Origin of the sequence: Gloeobacter kilaueensis JS1, from assembly GCF_000484535.1 — a bacterium.
Lineage (GTDB): Bacteria > Cyanobacteriota > Cyanobacteriia > Gloeobacterales > Gloeobacteraceae > Gloeobacter > Gloeobacter kilaueensis.
In genome coordinates this window covers 4,279,950-4,294,918 of sequence record NC_022600.1, presented here as the reverse complement: position 1 = coordinate 4,294,918, position 14,969 = coordinate 4,279,950, and the positions used below count along the sequence as shown (strand labels likewise).

Genomic DNA, 14,969 nt, shown 5'->3' with positions numbered 1-14,969 from the left:
CTTCAAAACTGGCTTTCAAAATCTTCGATGCTCTCTGCGTCGAGCACTGCTTCGGCCAGACGCTCCAGTTGTTGCAATTCGCTCACACCTTCGAGTCGCTGTACGAGCGCGTCCGGCAGAGTACCGAATTTGCGAGACAACTGGCGCAGGAGAATCTGGCGCTCGCCCTGCGCGATGCCCTGCGTTATGCCCTGTGCGATGCCCTGTGCGATGCCCTGTGCGATGCCCTGTGCGATGCCCCGTTCCATGCCTATCTCTTCGCCGCGCTGTTCGGCCTGTTGCTGGGCTTTGGCCAGCAATTCCTGCATCAACGGCGTTTCCATCAGATCGAACATGTCCACTCTCCGCAAAAAGTCTTCGATAACAGGCCGGCTGCCTCGCCTGAGGGAACTCAGTGCAGCAGCCACAAGCAGCAGACTCTGCCGTTCTTGCCTTGATTCTACTTCTGTGTTGACGATTCGGGCACACGCATCGAGCAGTTCTCCCAGAGGCTGACTGCCGATGTTCATCAGCGGCGCGAGCGGTACCAGTCCCGGCAGGCCACCCTGAAGGACGAGCCCTGCATCCCATTCCCAGAGACGAATAACACGGTAACTCAACTGCAAGCTGCCCTCGCGAAAGAAATCGGGAACACGGGCAGCACTCGAACTTTGCTCGATGAGAATCAGCACCTGCTGTGGCATCTGGCCGTACCGCTGCCGGATATACACCGCGTACTCCAGCATTCGCAGGGGAAGTTCTGCATCCGGTGAGCGCTGGAATTCGACGTGCAGCAAAGCACTCTGCCCCTGGCCGTCGAGAAAACGAATCAGCAGATCGGCTCGCCTCTCCTGGGTGATCAAGACGGGATCGAGGACTTCGGTGAGAGCGGCATCCGGACCGCACAGCCACTGCAGGAAGTTGCGGCTGTAGCGGGCCGCCAGACCGCGTAGGCTAGCATCGAAAAAGCGTCGCGTCATCGAGAAGGTTCGCAGTGTTCTCTCAAGCTCGCCTGTGCTCTCCCGATCGGGCAAGCAGAACCAGCCGTGGACGCTCAGGAATGCTTTTTGCTGTCTGGCGGATTTTTAATGGAAAGTGCTGAATCGAATCTCATCCAGTGGTACCCAGGCCACATCGCCAAAGCGCGCCGTCAGTTGACAGAACAGATCAAAAACGTCGATCTGGTCCTCGAAGTTCTCGACGCCCGCATCCCCCACTCCTCGCGCCACGCCGAAATTCAGAATCTGGTCGGAGCGCGCCAGCGGCTGGTCATCCTCAACCGCGCCGACATGATTCCCCAACCAATCCTGCAGCGCTGGCTCAAATGGTTCGCAAGCCAGGGCGAGACCGCCTTTGCCACCAATGCCCAGGACGGCGAGGGGGTGCGGGCAGTATTAAACGCCGCTCAAAAGGGAGCAGGCGGTGTCAATGCCCGGCGGGCCGAGCGGGGCATGAAGCCCAGGGCGGTGCGGGCGGCGGTGGTGGGCTTTCCGAATGTCGGCAAGTCGGCCCTCATCAATCGGCTGGTGGGCAAGCGGGCAGTCGAGAGTGCCGCCAAACCGGGCGTCACCCGTGCCCTGCGCTGGGTGCGGATCGCCAATGTCATCGACCTGCTCGACAGCCCCGGCATCTTGCCCCCCCGGCTCGAAGACCAGCAGGCCGCCGCCCGCCTCGCCATCTGCGACGACATCGGCCAGGCCGCCTACACCACCAGCCGGGTCGCTACCTGTGCGGTCGAACTGCTCACCCCCCTTGCCGCCGAAAAACTCCAGGCGCGCTACGGACTCGATCCACTGGCTATGAGCGCCGAGGCGTGGCTCGCCGGTGTCGCCGAAACTCGCTACCATACCAACCTCGATCGCGCCGCCGAAGCCGTTCTGAACGACTTTCGCCGGGGCGTGCTGGGCCGCATTGCCCTTGAGGTGCCACCCGCCGCACCAGCAGCCGACCGCACCGACGCGCTCCAGTAACCTGATATAAATCTATGCTTCCTCGAAAGGTTCTACCGCGAGCAAAAAGCCCGGCAGCACCGATTCACCAGAAAGCTCAGTGGGCAGGGAGCGCACCTCCGGCGGCATCCCCGGACGATAAATTTCGACCTGCTGTGCCTGGGGGTTGAATAGCCAGCCCAGTCGCACGCCGCTATCCATGTATTCCTGCATCTTCGCTCGCAGTAACTCCAGCGAATCCGTCAGCGAGCGCAGTTCCATGACGAAATCCGGAGCGATTGGCGGAAACTTCTGACGGTCTTCCAGACTCAGGGCCAGCCAGCGCGACTGCTCTATCCAGGCCGCATCGGGGGAGCGGTCGCCTCCGTTTGGCAACCGAAACAGGGTCGAAGAACTGAAGACTGTGCCCAGCCGCGTGCGTCGGTTCCAGTTTGTAAGGTCGGCACCAAGCTCCAGTTCGTAGCTGCCACTGTTCCCACCGACGGGTGCCATAACAATCAAGGCTCCTCTGGCGTCGCGCTCCAGAGGAACGTCGGGGTTGTTGAGGCAAAGCTGGTAGAACTGCGCATCGCTCAGCTGCACCCCACTCATATCCAGAACCACAGGGAGAGTCAGTAAAGTCATGGCATACCCTCGCTGACACATTCTAGATTTTTGGATATAAACAAGTGCCAAACACTTCGACTGCGCATCACGGCTGCAGCTGCAGAGCCTCCAGAGCTGCCTGCAGTACCGGATCGCGGTTTGCACGAATGTCTTCGACGCCTGGTTGAACAAAAATATCCGGTTGAATGCCTGCGCCGACGAAGGTCTGACCGTCAGCAAAGGCTTCGCGCTTTGTGCACACGCGGGCTCTGCCACCGCCTGGCAGCGAAAAAATAAGAGGCTGTCCGGTGCTGCCGCCGGTGGGTTCGCCGACGATCTTGCCTCTATGCATCGCCTGAAAATCGGCGACAAAGTCCTCACCAGCCGAGAAAGTGCGCGCACTCACCAGCACGATAACTGGACCCAGGTAAGGCTTTTGCTGCGGCTCTACCGGATTGTCTGGCTGGTCGAACCAGTGCTGAACAACCCCTTGGGCGCGTTCCACCGGTCGATACTCGCGGGTCCGCGACAACAGACCAGTGAAAGGCTTATCCGTCAAATAGCTTAGGATCGCATCTCCGAGAGCACTATCACCGCCATCGTTTTCCCGCAGGTCAAAGATGATGGCACGAGCGGTCCGCCACTGATCGGCGGTAGCTATGAACTCTTCGACCACCTTCTTGTTTTCAAACGTGTTGAGGGCAATATAGGCAACATCGTTAGCCAACTTCTTGAACTGCAGAGCAGGCTGCGGCGGTCTTTTAATCTTTTGGCGCTGCACAGTCACGGCAAAAGTTTTTCCTGCTTCATCCAGAAGCTGCAATTTGACAGGGAAGTTGAGCGGCCCCGCCAGCAGAAGGTAATCATAGGTACGCACCTCCAGATCCTGGGTAGTAGAGGCACTTTGATAGGGAGCAACGTAAGTGCTGGCATACTGCTTGACAGATAAACCATCGACGCCGGTGATTTCCAGGCCAGGCCGCAGTTCTGTCTGGTCGCCCCACACCTGTGTGATCAAGACTTTGCCTGCGACGAGGCGGGTACGAATTGGTGGGCGCGCATAGAAAGCATCATTCAGTTGCTCAGGTGGATAAACGTTGGTGTGACCGTCGTGCAACTGAGCGACCAGGTGCTGCAAAAGCCGGTAGTACTCGATCGTATTTTTGGTCTGGCGCACCTTCGGCAGGTAGCTCAGGTACAGGGCGTCCCAATCCAGGGCAGGAACCTGATCGAAGTAGACAAAGTTATACTTGATTTCTGACCAGAGCTTAGAAAGACCGGCAACTTTTTCATCCTCGCTTAAGTTGTCTTTGAAGGGCGTCTTCAGCGCCGGGCCGTCCCAAAAATTTTCTCGATTTTGAATCTGCTGTATAAACTGCTTAAAGCTCTTTTCATGCTGCAAGTTTTCGAGGTCTTTGTTGTCGAGCAGTAGCTTTGAGGAGCTGTTGAGAAGCAATTCTTCGTGCATACGTTGAAGAGCTGCAAGAGCCTTATCCTTTTGATCCAGAGCGAGATAGCCCAGGGCAATATCGTAATATAAATCTGACTTTTTCCAACTAAGATAAGGAAAACCCTGGCCCAGGGTCACGATTTTCGGATCAGATAAAAACTGCAATAGCTCCATCTCGATGGCAAGCCCTTTCTCCGGCTGCTTCTCAAAAAGTTTCAGCGCTTCATCGCGCCGAGTCTGCACATACTGATAGGCGTCCATTGCGCTGGAAGGGTTGAAGATGGGTTGGGCCAAGCCTGGGCTGATAAGTAGCAATAGACCGACCAGGCTGCTGCACAGGCCACTCCGGGCAGAGGACCAGACTTGTTCCTGCTTCTTAGATTTTGACATCGCTCATCCGATCGCTACTTGGTGCGCATGAATTGTATCGCACAAAGCCGTCGGCAAAAGCATTGGGAAAGCATTACCACATGCATTCAAGGCAAAGCGACAAGCAGATTGCTCAGGCGCACGAAGTTCTCGACGCTCAGATCTTCGGCGCGGGCGTCGGGGCGGATCTGTAAGCTTTCGAGGGCAAGAAGCAGCCGGGTGGATTCTACCCAGCCTTTGAGGCAGTTGCGCAGCATCTTGCGGCGGGTGGCAAAGGCGCGGGTAACGAGTGCTTCCAGGTAAGCGGGATCGGTTGCTTGCAGGGCAAAGGGGCGCGGGGTGAGGCGGATGACGGCAGAATCGACTTTGGGAGGGGGCCGGAAGGCGGTGCGGGGAATACCGAAGAGCAGTTCGCACTCGGCCAGGTACTGCAGGCGGACGGAGAGTGCGCCGTAGGTGCGGTTGCCGGAGCGGGCAGTGATGCGCTCGGCCAGTTCAAGCTGGACTAAGAGCACGATCGTGCGGAACTGACGGACTGGGGCGCTGGGGGTGCCGGTAAGCCTGGCAAGGATGGGCCCGCTGATGTTGTAGGGGATGTTGGCGACGACGGCGGTTGCCTCTGGCGGCAGCGGCAGGCCCAGGATGTCACCTTCGATCAAAGTGAAGCGCGGCTCGGCGGCGAACCTGTGGCGCAGGTGGGCGACGGCCCGCTCGTCGATTTCGACGGCGATCACAGAAGAGTGCTCCAGCAGGTGGGCGGTGAGGCTGCCAAGGCCCGGCCCAATCTCCAGCACCCGGTCTGCCGCACCCAAGTGGGCGGCGGCGGCGATCCGTTCAAGAATTGTTGCGTCGCTCAGCCAGTGCTGTCCAAAGCGCTTCAGGGCGTACATCAGAAAGCCTTCTATCGTGGATTTTCGGTAGCCGTAGCGTCACCGGCACCAGTAACATCCCGTGCTACACTATTCGGCAACCTTTTTGCCTCCGCCGCCAGAAGCCGCCCGTTCATGCAGACTCTGCCAAATTCCCTTCCTGCCCAGGTTACCTTCAAAGGGTCTCCTGAGGGATTGCGCCTGATTCTCCCGGTCGAATTGCCGTGGGATGAAATTGTTCTGCAACTGCAGCATCGGCTCAACGCCGGTGAACGTCTGTGGCAGGGCGGGGCGAGCGTTGTGCTGGAGGTAGGAGACCGGCTACTCGACGGTCAGCAGTTGACGGCCCTCGACGAGGCGCTTGCCGGCCAGCAGTTGCACCTGATGCGGGTGAGAACCGGGCGCAGGCAGACGGCGGTGGCGGCGGCGGTCGCTGGTTTTTCTGTCGATCAGCCGGAGAAAAAAGCACCTCAAGAAGGGGAAAAGTCCCCCGAGGTTGTGCAGGTCGAGCCTCTGTATGTTCAGACGACGCTGCGCTCGGGCATGTGTCTGGCCCATCCCGGCACGATCGTCGTCGTCGGCGACGTGAATCCGGGGGCAGAATTGATCGCGGACGGCGACATACTGGTATGGGGCACGCTCCGGGGGATGGCCCACGCTGGAGCACGCGGCAACACCCGCGCTCTTATCTTCGCTCTGCGGCTGCGGCCCACCCAGCTGCGCATCGCCGAACGGGTGGCGCGAGCGCCGGACGAGGTTCCGGCCCAACCCCAGCCGGAGGTGGCGTTTATTCAGGACAACACCATTCATATTGCAGTGACAACCGAATTTGCCCGGAGGCGCAATTAAGATGAGCGGCAAAATAATCGTTATTACTTCGGGCAAGGGCGGTGTCGGCAAAACAACCGCCTCCGCCAACCTGGGCATGGCGCTCGCCGCCCGTGGCAAGTCGGTGGTGCTCGTCGATGCGGACTTTGGCCTGCGCAACCTCGATCTGCTGCTGGGCTTAGAAAATCGCGTGGTCTACACGATCCTCGATGTGCTCTCGGGCGATTGCCGTATGGAACAGGCGCTGGTGCGCGACAAGCGCCAGACCAGCCTGGCGCTGTTACCGGCGGCCCAGACCCGCGACAAGTCGGCGATCACCCCCGACCAGATGCAGGAAATTACAGGCCGCTTGGCCGAGACGTTCGACTACGTGCTGGTCGATTGCCCGGCAGGGATCGAGCAGGGCTTCCGCAACGCAATTGCCGGTGCCCAGGAAGCAGTCGTGGTCACCACTCCGGAAGTGTCCGCCGTGCGCGACGCTGACCGGGTGATTGGCCTATTGGAGGCGGGTGGGCTGCGCCAGCCCCGGCTGGTCCTCAACCGCTACCGCAGCCAGATGGTCCAGGCCAACGACATGATGTCGGTGGACGATGTGCTCGAGATTCTCGCTGTAAAGCTGCTTGGCGTCGTGCCCGAGGACGAGCAGGTGATCGTCACCACCAACAAGGGGGAACCGATCGTGCTCACGGCCAGTCCGCCCCCCGCCGGTCAGGCATTTCTCAACATTGCCCGCCGCCTCGAAGGGGAGGATGTGCCCTTGATGGATCTCAAACCCCCGGCCAGCAACGGCTTCATTGCCCGGCTGCGCGCACTGTTTACCGGACGCTGAAGGAAGGTGTGATGGTTCTCGAACTGCTCGACCGCTTCTTTAACCGCAACAAACCCGCCAGCGGCTCCGTCGCCAAGGACCGCCTCAAGATGGTCCTCGCCGTCGATCGCACCGACATCGCTCCCCAGACGATCGAGCGGCTGCGACAGGAAATCCTCGATGTGATCGTGCGCTACTTCGAGGTGGACGAGAGCGAAAAATTCGACGTGAGCCTCGAGCGCGAGCGCGGCTCCACCGCCTTGATCGCCAACGTGCCCATCCGCCGCATCCGGCCTGAGCACACCTGAAATTCTCAGGTGCCGGGCCGCAGCCGTAGCGCTTCACTCATGTAGGACCGATCGCCCAGCCGCTGCAGGAGGGGGCCGTGGACGTCGAACTTGACGAGGCTCAAAGAGGCAGCCGGTACATCGATGCGGTCGCGGTAGCGGCCCAGGTCGATGCCCAGCAAGCTACAGAGCACGATCCGGATCGTTGCCTTGTGGGAGACGACCAGAACATTGCCCTTTGGATGGCGCTGCTGGATTTCGGCTACGACAGCGGCGGAGCGGACAGCGATCTCGACGGAAGTTTCACCCCCAGTGGGGGGATTCCAGGCCGGTTCGGCGAGCCAGCGCAGGTAGTCTTCAGGATACTTTTCGCGGACAATTTCGGCGGTGAGCCCCTCCCACTCGCCGTAGTCGATTTCAAGTAGACCCTCGTGCAACTGCATGGCGATTCCCGCCGCCTCGCACAGGGGGGCAGCGGTGGCGATCGTCCGCCGCATCGGGCTCACGTAGACCGCCTGCCAGTCCAGATCGCGGTAGGCCCGCGCAAAGTCCGCTGCCATCAGCGTCCCTGCCTCGGTCAGCTCCGGATCGATCCGGCCACAGTAGCTGCCCGTCTGGCTGTAGATCGTCTCGCCGTGCCGCAATAAATACAGATGCAGGCTCATCAGGTGATTACCGTCGGCTGGGCCATGCCGGTCACCGCCCGCAGGTGGGCCACCTCGTCGGCGATGGCGATCAGGGGAGCGAGCGCCTGTTGGGTGTCGAGGTCGTGGCGGGCCGGGTCGGGCTCGAAGCTCTCGACGTAGAGCCTGACCGTCGCTCCGTGGGTGCCGGTGCCGGAGAGGCGAAAGATGATCCGCGAACCGTCCGTAAAGCCGATGCGGATGCCCTGTTTGCTCGCAACACTGCCATCTACCGGATCGTGGTAGCTGAAGTCGTCGCCGTATTCTACCTCGTAGGAGCCGTAGCGCTTGCCCTTGAGGGTCGGCACGAGCAATCGCAGGTTGGCGATGATCGTCTCGGCCCGGTCACTTTCGACGCCCTCGTAGTCGTGGCGGGAGTAGTAGTTGCGCCCAAAGCTCCGCCAGTGGCTGCGCACGATCTGCTCGACGGATTCCCCGCGCACCGCCAGGATATTGAGCCAGAAGAGCACCGCCCAGAGTCCATCTTTTTCGCGGATGTGGTTGGAGCCGGTGCCAAAACTTTCTTCGCCGCAGAGGGTGGCCTTACCCGCATCGAGGAGGTTGCCAAAAAATTTCCAGCCGGTGGGCGTCTCGTAGCAGTCGATCCCCAGCTTGGCGGCGACGCGATCGGGAGCCTGGCTGGTGGGCATCGAGCGGGCGATTCCGGACAAACCGCCGCTGTAGCCTGGCACCAGCTTCGCATTCGCCGCCAACACCGCCAGACTGTCGCTCGGGGTGACAAAAAAGTGGCGTCCCAGGAGCATGTTGCGATCGCCGTCGCCGTCGGAAGCCGCGCCAAAATCCGGTGCGTCCGCTCCCCAGAGAATTTCGACCAGGTCGTGGGCGTAGACAAGGTTCGGGTCCGGATGGCCGCCGCCAAAATCTGGCAGGGGCGTCCCGGCGATCACCGTGTTTGGCGGGGCACCGAGGCGGCCCTCGAAGAGGGCGTGGGCATAGGGTCCGGTGACGGCGTGCATCGAATCCATGCACATTCTGAAATTGCCGGAGGTGAGTAGAGTACGGATGCGCTCGAAGTCGAAGAGCGAGGCCATCAACTCCTCGTAGTCGGCCACCGAGTCGATCACCTCGATCACCGTGCTCCCGAGGCGCGTCTCGCCCAATGCGTCGATGTCGAGGTCCGGCGCTTCCAGGATCAAGTAGCGGTCGATCACCTTGCTGCGGGCATAGACGGCCTCGGTCACCTTTTCCGGGGCCGGGCCGCCGTTGCTGGTGTTGATCTTGATGCCAAAGTCCCCCGTCGGCCCGCCGGGATTGTGGCTGGCAGAGAGGATGATCCCGCCCAGGGTCCTGTACTTGCGGATGATGCAGGAGGTGGCGGGGGTAGAAAGAATGCCGCGCTGACCCACCTTCACCCGAGCGAAACCGTTGGCGGCTGCCATCTTTAAGATGATCTGGATCGCCTCGCGGTTGTAGTAGCGGCCATCGCCGCCCAGAACCAGGGTCTGACCGGCGCACTGATCGAAGGTGTCGAAGGCGGACTGGACGAAATTTTCGAGGTAGTGGGGCTGCTGAAAAGTCGGCACGGACTTGCGCAACCCGGAGGTGCCGGGCTTTTGATCGGCAAACGGCGTCGTCGAAACCGTGAGGATGTTCATGGGATAGCCTGCCTGATTGCTGAGGAAATACTAAAATAGTCTTTGCTAATCTTTTTCACTCTCCAGGACTTCCCTGGCCTTGAGGAGGTCTTTTTTGTGGGCCTCCAGCGGCACGGGATACTGCAGGTGCAGTTGCTTCAGGCGCTCGCAGATAATGTCTGCGACTGCCAGCCGGGTAAACCACTTGCGGTCGGCGGGGATGATGTACCAGGGTGCCCATTCGGTGCTGGTGGCATTAAAAACGGCTTCGTAGGCGCGCATGTAATCTTTCCAGTAGGCGCGCTCCGCCGCATCGCTCGCTGAAAATTTCCAGTTTTTCTCAGGCTCGTCGATCCGCTCAAGAAAGCGCTTTTTTTGCTCGTCCCTGGAGACGTTCAAGAAAAATTTGAGAATGACGATGCCGTTGGCGCTCAGGTACTTCTCGAAGTTGTTGATCTGCTCGAAGCGCTCCTTCCAGATGTCTCCTTTTCTGGCGGACGCCGGCAACTGTTGCCTGTCCAGTAGTTCCGGATGCACCCGCACCACCAGCACCTCCTCGTAGTGGGAGCGGTTGAAGATGCCGATCCGTCCCCGCTCCGGCACCACCTTCGCCGAGCGCCAGAGATAGTCGTGATCCAGTTCCTCAGCCGAGGGCGCTTTGAAGCTGTAGACCTGGCAGCCCTGGGGGTTGACGCCCGACATCACGTGCTTGATCGTGCTGTCTTTGCCCGCTGCGTCCATCGCCTGAAAGACGATGAGCACTGCGTAGGAGTTCTGGGCATAAAGAACATCCTGGTACTGGGCAAGCTGCTGAACGTCACCCTCGAGTTTGCCCTTCGCTTCGTCCTTGTTCTTGTAATCGCCCGTGTAGCGCGGATCGTAGTCTTTTAAGGCGATGGTCGAGCCGGGTTTGACGATCAGACGACTGTGATACATAAGCAACTGTCCGAATCAAAGAATATTCCCAGCAAAACGCTGCCGTCTGTTCGCACCCATTCGCACGGTCAGTATTCCACGCTGGAAAGCCGCCGTCAATAGCCTTTCTACTTCTGTATGTCTAGTTCGCAAAGACGACTATCGGCGGCCTACAATATTGGGTGTCCTGCTGGACGTATTTTCATGCCGCCCATCGCCCTCGACACGATTTTGACTGCCGACATCCAGACGCCCGCCCGCTATCTGGGCAACGAGCGCGGTTCATTTCATAAAGACTGGGCGGCCTGCCGGGTGCGCTGGGTGCTCTCTTATCCCGAAATTTACGAAGTCGGCGCTTCCAACCTGGGCCACATCATCCTCTACAACATCCTCAATACCCAGCCGCGCCAGCTGTGCGACCGGGCTTACCTGCCGGGGTCCGACTTTGCTGAACGGTTGCGCTCGACGGGCACACCGCTTTTTGCGGTCGAATCGCGCCGGGCGCTGGCGGAGTTCGACATCATCGGCTTCTCCCTCGCCTACGAACTGGGCGTCACCAACGTCCTCGAAATGCTCGATCTGGCCGGGTTGCCTTTAAGCTGGCGCGAGCGGGATGAGCACCATCCCCTCGTCTTTGCCGGTGGCCCGACCGCCAGCTCCAACCCCGAACCTTACGCCGAATTTTTTGACTTTTTTGTGATCGGCGACGGCGAGGAGGTACTCGCCGAAATTGGCCTGGTGGTGGAAGAAGGCAAGGCCCAGGGCCTGACTCGCGAGGCGCTGCTGCTGGATCTGGCTCAGGTGCCGGGTGTGTACGTGCCGCGCTTTTATGCCCCCAGCGCCGGGGGGCTCGTTCCTGTCGCTGAAGTGCCCGCACGGGTGCTGCGGCGGGTGGCCGCTCCAATTCCCAAATACTCTGTGGGTCTGGTGCCCTTTATCGCCACCGTCCACGACCGGCTTGCCATCGAGGTGCGCCGGGGCTGCACGCGGGGTTGCCGCTTCTGCCAGCCGGGGATGCTCACCCGACCGGCCCGCGACGTTGCCCCCGATCAGGTGGTAGAAGGGGTGCTCGAAGGCTTGAAGGCCACCGGCTACAACGAGTTCTCGCTGCTCTCGCTCAGTTGCTCCGATTATCTGTCGCTGCCGGCGGTGGGAGCCGAGCTGCAGAATGCCCTGAGTAACGACCTCATCTCCCTTTCTTTGCCGTCCCAGCGGGTGGACCGCTTCGACGAACAGATTGCCCAGATTATCGGCGGGGCGCGCAAGCCGGGACTCACCTTCGCTCCGGAGGCCGGTACCCAGCGGCTGCGCGATGTGATTAACAAAGGGCTCACCAACGAAGAATTGCTGAGGGGGGTGAAGACCGCCTTCGATCAGGGTTGGGACATGGTCAAGCTCTACTTTATGATTGGCCTGCCCACCGAGACCGACGAAGACGTTTTGGGCATCGCCGAGACGATTGGCTGGCTGCAGCGCGAGTGCCGCGCCCCAAACCGTCGCCGCTTCGAGATCCACGTCACGATTTCCAACTTCACCCCCAAACCGTTTACGCCCTTCCAGTGGCACACGGTCACCGCCGCTGAACTCGCTCACAAGCAGGCGCTCTTGCAGCAGGCGTTCCGCCGTCTCAAGGGTGTCAAGGCCAACTTCACCGACCTGCGCGTTTCGGGCCTCGAGGACGTGCTCACCCGCGCCGATCGCTCGCTGCACCGTGCCATTCGCCGCGCCTGGGATCTGGGGGTGGCCCGCCACGATCCCTGGTTTGCCCCGGATAGGTTCTTCGGGATCTGGGAGCAGGTGCTGGCCGAATCTGGCTGCAGCTGGGATGTTGTTGCTCCAGCCATCGATTCGCCCCTGCCCTGGGACTTTATCGACACCGGTATCGATCGACAGTGGCTGGTGGAGGACTACCGGCGGGCACTCGCCGAAACGATCGTTCCTGACTGCTCCTTTGACTCCTGCTCCCACTGCGGCGTCTGCAGCGAGGACTTTGGGGCGAATGTGGTCATCCCTGCGGCTCCCATCCCTGAGCGAGTGGAGGCCCAGGGACCGGCGGTCCAACCTGCCACGAGACTGCGGGCCGTCTTTACCAAACTGGGAGAGGTGCGCTTTATCGGGCACCTGGATCTGCAGCGCTTCTGGGAGCGCGCCTGCAGGCGAGCGGGCATTGCCCTCGCCTACTCCAACGGCTTCCATCCCCTGCCGCGCATCTCGATTGCGACCGCCCTCGCCCTGGGGCTTGAAAGCGAGGGTGAAATCGTTGATTTTGAATTGGCGACAGCGATGACACCCGAAGCGTTCCGCGCTCAGCTTCGGCCTGAGCTACCGGATGGCATCGCCCTGGTGACGGTCGAGGAAGTGCCCCTCAAGAGCCCTTCTGCCGCTGCCCAACTCGCCGCCGCTTCCTACCAACTCACCCTCCAGGTTTCCGCTCCCACGGACTGGCAGGCCGCTATCTCCCAACTGCTTGCTTCTGAAACCCTGCCCCTGCTGCGCACCAGCAAAAAATCCGGCCAGACGCGCACCGTCGATTGCCGCCCCTGGCTCCTCGACCTCGAGCTCGTGAGCGCGGAGTCAGAAGCCATCGCTCTTCGCTACACCGGCACCTGCCGCAACGACGGAACGGTGCTCAGGCCCGACGACATCGCACAACTCCTGGCCCAGCAGACCGGTCTGGAAATTACCCTGGGCCGGGTGAAGCGGCTGGGTCTCAATCTGGCAGCCTGAAAGCCCCGATCCGGATCGGACATACTGGAGAAGGTGTCTTGCAGGTGGATCATGACCGCCGGGATCAAGCTGGCTGCTGCCCTTTCCGGAGGCGTCGATAGTTCCGTCGCCGCTGCCCTCGTGCGGCAGCAGGGCTACCGCGTGCTGGGGATCACCCTCTGGCTGATGCGCGGCAAGGGTTCCTGCTGCTCCGACGGGATGAAGGACGCGGCGCGGGTGTGCGAGCAGTTGGGCATTGCCCACCACATCGTCGATGTGCGCGAACAGTTCGAGGAGACGATCGTCGATTTTCTGGTGACAGGCTACCAGCAGGGCGTCACCCCCCTGCCCTGTTCGCGCTGCAACAAAGAACTGAAATTTGGCCTGCTGCTCGACTATGCCCGCCACAAGCTGGGCATCGATAGGCTCGCCACCGGCCACTACGCCCGCAACGGTTTCGATCCTGAAACCGATCGCCACTGGCTCGCCCGCGCCGTCGATCGAGCCAAGGACCAGTCTTACTTTCTCTACGACCTGAGCCAGGAACAGCTTGCCAGTGCCGTCTTTCCCCTGGGCGAGTTGACCAAGGACCAGACGCGAGCCATCGCCGCCGAACTGGGCCTGAGCGTCGCCCACAAGCCCGAGAGCATGGACCTCTGTCTGGTGGAAGCGGCGGGCTCGATGCGCAACTTCCTGGACAATCACATCGATACCCGCAGAGGCGAGATCGTCGATACTGCAGGCAAGATCCTGGGCGAGCACGACGGGGCGCACCACTACACCGTCGGCCAGCGCCGGGGCCTCGGTGTCGCCGCTGCCCAGCCCCTTTACGTCGTTGCCATCGACGCCGCCAACAACCGGGTCGTCGTCGGTGGGCGCGAGGAAGCCCTCACCCACGAATGCATCGCCCGGCAGGTGAACTGGGTCTCGATCGCCGAACCAACTGCGCCCATCCAGGCTATGGTGCAGGTGCGCTACCGCGCCCAGCCGGTAGAGGCGACGATTATTCCGTTACCAGAAAATCGAGTGCGCATCGTCTTTACGGACGCCCCCCAGTTTGCCATCTGTCCCGGCCAGGCCGCTGTCTGGTACGGGGGCGATCGGGTGCTGGGGGGCGGCATCATCGCCTGACTCGCTAAGATAATTCCATCGCGACGCGGGGCCTATCCATGTACCAGCCGAATCCAGCGGCGGACGTTATCTGGCCGCCCACCGACCTGTGGAGTGACGAACCTCCAATGGAATCCGACTGGCATCGTAAGCAGATGCAGGTGCTTATCGAGTCGCTCGAAAGCCACTGGCGCGACCGTCAGAATTTTTATTGCTCGGGCAACCTGACAATTTACTACAGCCTCACCCAGCGCAAGTCCGAGGACTTTCGGGGGCCGGACTTTTTTGTAGTACTGGGCTGCGAGCGGCGGGAGCGGCGCAGCTGGACCGTCTGGGAGGAGGGAGGCCGCCTGCCCAATGTGATCGTCGAGATTCTCTCAGAATCGACGGCGGAGATCGATCGCGGTTTGAAAAAACAAATTTATCAGGATGTGCTCCGGGTGCCCGAGTACTTCTGGTTCGACCCGCAAAGCCAGGAACTGTGCGGTTTTCATCTTGTAGAGGGGCAGTACGAGCCGCTTGAGGTGAGCGAATCAGGACGGCTCTGGAGTGGGCAGCTTGAGCTGTTTTTTGGAGTGCCTGAGGATCGTCTGCGCCTGCTGACCGCTGATGGGACGGTGATCCCGACTCCGATGGAGCGCGCCCTGGAGGCTGAGCAACAGGTTTTACAGGAGCAACAGCGAGCCGTGCAAGCTGAGCAACAAGTTGTACAAGAGCGACAGCGCGCCGAGCGCCTGGCCCAACGATTACGGGAGCTGGGCCTTGACCCGGATGCGCTCTAAGCCATGGCTAATCCTTCTCATATCCCTGGCACGGTCTTGGTCGCCCTGTGGGCT

The 14,969-nt window shown here is 60.9% G+C and carries 14 protein-coding genes; 7 read left to right on the top strand and 7 right to left on the bottom strand.

Translation table 11 applies throughout. The features are described from left to right. Nucleotides 1-2 precede the first annotated feature (2 nt). Entirely contained in the window at nucleotides 3-959 is a 957-nt protein-coding gene (locus GKIL_RS19915; protein WP_023175665.1) for a DUF4351 domain-containing protein, read from the bottom strand. A 108-nt stretch (nucleotides 960-1,067) separates the two neighbouring features. On the opposite strand from GKIL_RS19915, the gene ylqF reads away from it, so the two are divergent. After that, nucleotides 1,068-1,949 (top strand): ribosome biogenesis GTPase YlqF, encoded by an 882-nt coding sequence (gene ylqF / locus GKIL_RS19910; protein WP_023175664.1) that lies wholly within the window; start codon nucleotides 1,068-1,070, stop codon nucleotides 1,947-1,949. Nucleotides 1,950-1,961: 12 nt separating this feature from the next. On the opposite strand, the gene GKIL_RS19905 is transcribed toward ylqF, so the two are convergent. The 3 genes from GKIL_RS19905 to rsmA all read right to left on the bottom strand — a co-directional run bounded on the left by GKIL_RS19905 (nucleotide 1,962) and on the right by rsmA (nucleotide 5,222). Continuing rightward, complete coding sequence (locus tag GKIL_RS19905) at nucleotides 1,962-2,552, bottom strand: Uma2 family endonuclease (RefSeq protein WP_023175663.1); 591 nt, start codon at nucleotides 2,550-2,552, stop codon at nucleotides 1,962-1,964. Nucleotides 2,553-2,619: 67 nt separating this feature from the next. Beyond that, nucleotides 2,620-4,257, bottom strand: a complete 1,638-nt coding sequence (locus GKIL_RS19900; RefSeq protein ID WP_187293847.1) for a S41 family peptidase — start codon at nucleotides 4,255-4,257, stop codon at nucleotides 2,620-2,622. Between the two features lie 182 nt (nucleotides 4,258-4,439). Next, nucleotides 4,440-5,222 (bottom strand): 16S rRNA (adenine(1518)-N(6)/adenine(1519)-N(6))-dimethyltransferase RsmA, encoded by a 783-nt coding sequence (rsmA, locus tag GKIL_RS19895; protein ID WP_023175661.1) that lies wholly within the window; start codon nucleotides 5,220-5,222, stop codon nucleotides 4,440-4,442. 114 nt (nucleotides 5,223-5,336) lie between these two features. Here rsmA and minC point away from each other — a divergent pair, with 114 nt between their 5' ends. The 3 genes from minC to minE are packed head-to-tail and all read left to right on the top strand — an operon-like array spanning nucleotide 5,337 to nucleotide 7,145. After that, the gene (minC, locus tag GKIL_RS19890) at nucleotides 5,337-6,050 is read left to right on the top strand and encodes a septum site-determining protein MinC (RefSeq protein WP_023175660.1); all 714 of its coding nucleotides are present in this window, start codon (nucleotides 5,337-5,339) and stop codon (nucleotides 6,048-6,050) included. A gap of 1 nt (nucleotide 6,051) precedes the next feature. After that, a complete protein-coding gene (gene minD, locus GKIL_RS19885) occupies nucleotides 6,052-6,858 on the top strand; it encodes a septum site-determining protein MinD (protein WP_023175659.1) in 807 nt (268 codons plus the stop codon). Nucleotides 6,859-6,869: 11 nt separating this feature from the next. Further along, nucleotides 6,870-7,145 carry a cell division topological specificity factor MinE gene (minE, locus tag GKIL_RS19880; RefSeq protein ID WP_023175658.1) on the top strand — a complete coding sequence of 92 codons (276 nt, stop codon included), beginning with the start codon at nucleotides 6,870-6,872 and terminating at the stop codon, nucleotides 7,143-7,145. Between the two features lie 5 nt (nucleotides 7,146-7,150). Here minE and GKIL_RS19875 read toward each other — a convergent pair whose 3' ends face one another. The 3 genes from GKIL_RS19875 to GKIL_RS19865 are packed head-to-tail and all read right to left on the bottom strand — an operon-like array spanning nucleotide 7,151 to nucleotide 10,338. After that, nucleotides 7,151-7,789, bottom strand: coding sequence for a histidine phosphatase family protein (locus tag GKIL_RS19875; protein ID WP_023175657.1), 639 nt, complete (start codon nucleotides 7,787-7,789; stop codon nucleotides 7,151-7,153). Next, complete coding sequence (locus GKIL_RS19870; RefSeq protein WP_023175656.1) at nucleotides 7,789-9,423, bottom strand: alpha-D-glucose phosphate-specific phosphoglucomutase; 1,635 nt, start codon at nucleotides 9,421-9,423, stop codon at nucleotides 7,789-7,791. Before GKIL_RS19870 ends, GKIL_RS19875 begins: the two co-directional genes overlap by 1 nt. A gap of 45 nt (nucleotides 9,424-9,468) precedes the next feature. After that, nucleotides 9,469-10,338, bottom strand: a complete 870-nt coding sequence (locus GKIL_RS19865) for a polyphosphate kinase 2 family protein (protein WP_023175655.1) — start codon at nucleotides 10,336-10,338, stop codon at nucleotides 9,469-9,471. Nucleotides 10,339-10,521: 183 nt separating this feature from the next. On the opposite strand from GKIL_RS19865, the gene GKIL_RS19860 reads away from it, so the two are divergent. Genes GKIL_RS19860 through GKIL_RS19850 form a run of 3 tightly spaced genes read left to right on the top strand, consistent with a single transcriptional unit; the run spans nucleotide 10,522 to nucleotide 14,915 of the window. Beyond that, nucleotides 10,522-13,044, top strand: coding sequence for a TIGR03960 family B12-binding radical SAM protein (locus GKIL_RS19860; protein ID WP_023175654.1), 2,523 nt, complete (start codon nucleotides 10,522-10,524; stop codon nucleotides 13,042-13,044). A gap of 51 nt (nucleotides 13,045-13,095) precedes the next feature. After that, the gene (mnmA, locus tag GKIL_RS19855) at nucleotides 13,096-14,154 is read left to right on the top strand and encodes a tRNA 2-thiouridine(34) synthase MnmA (protein WP_023175653.1); all 1,059 of its coding nucleotides are present in this window, start codon (nucleotides 13,096-13,098) and stop codon (nucleotides 14,152-14,154) included. A gap of 38 nt (nucleotides 14,155-14,192) precedes the next feature. Continuing rightward, nucleotides 14,193-14,915, top strand: coding sequence for a Uma2 family endonuclease (locus GKIL_RS19850; protein ID WP_023175652.1), 723 nt, complete (start codon nucleotides 14,193-14,195; stop codon nucleotides 14,913-14,915). Nucleotides 14,916-14,969: the final 54 nt, after the last annotated feature.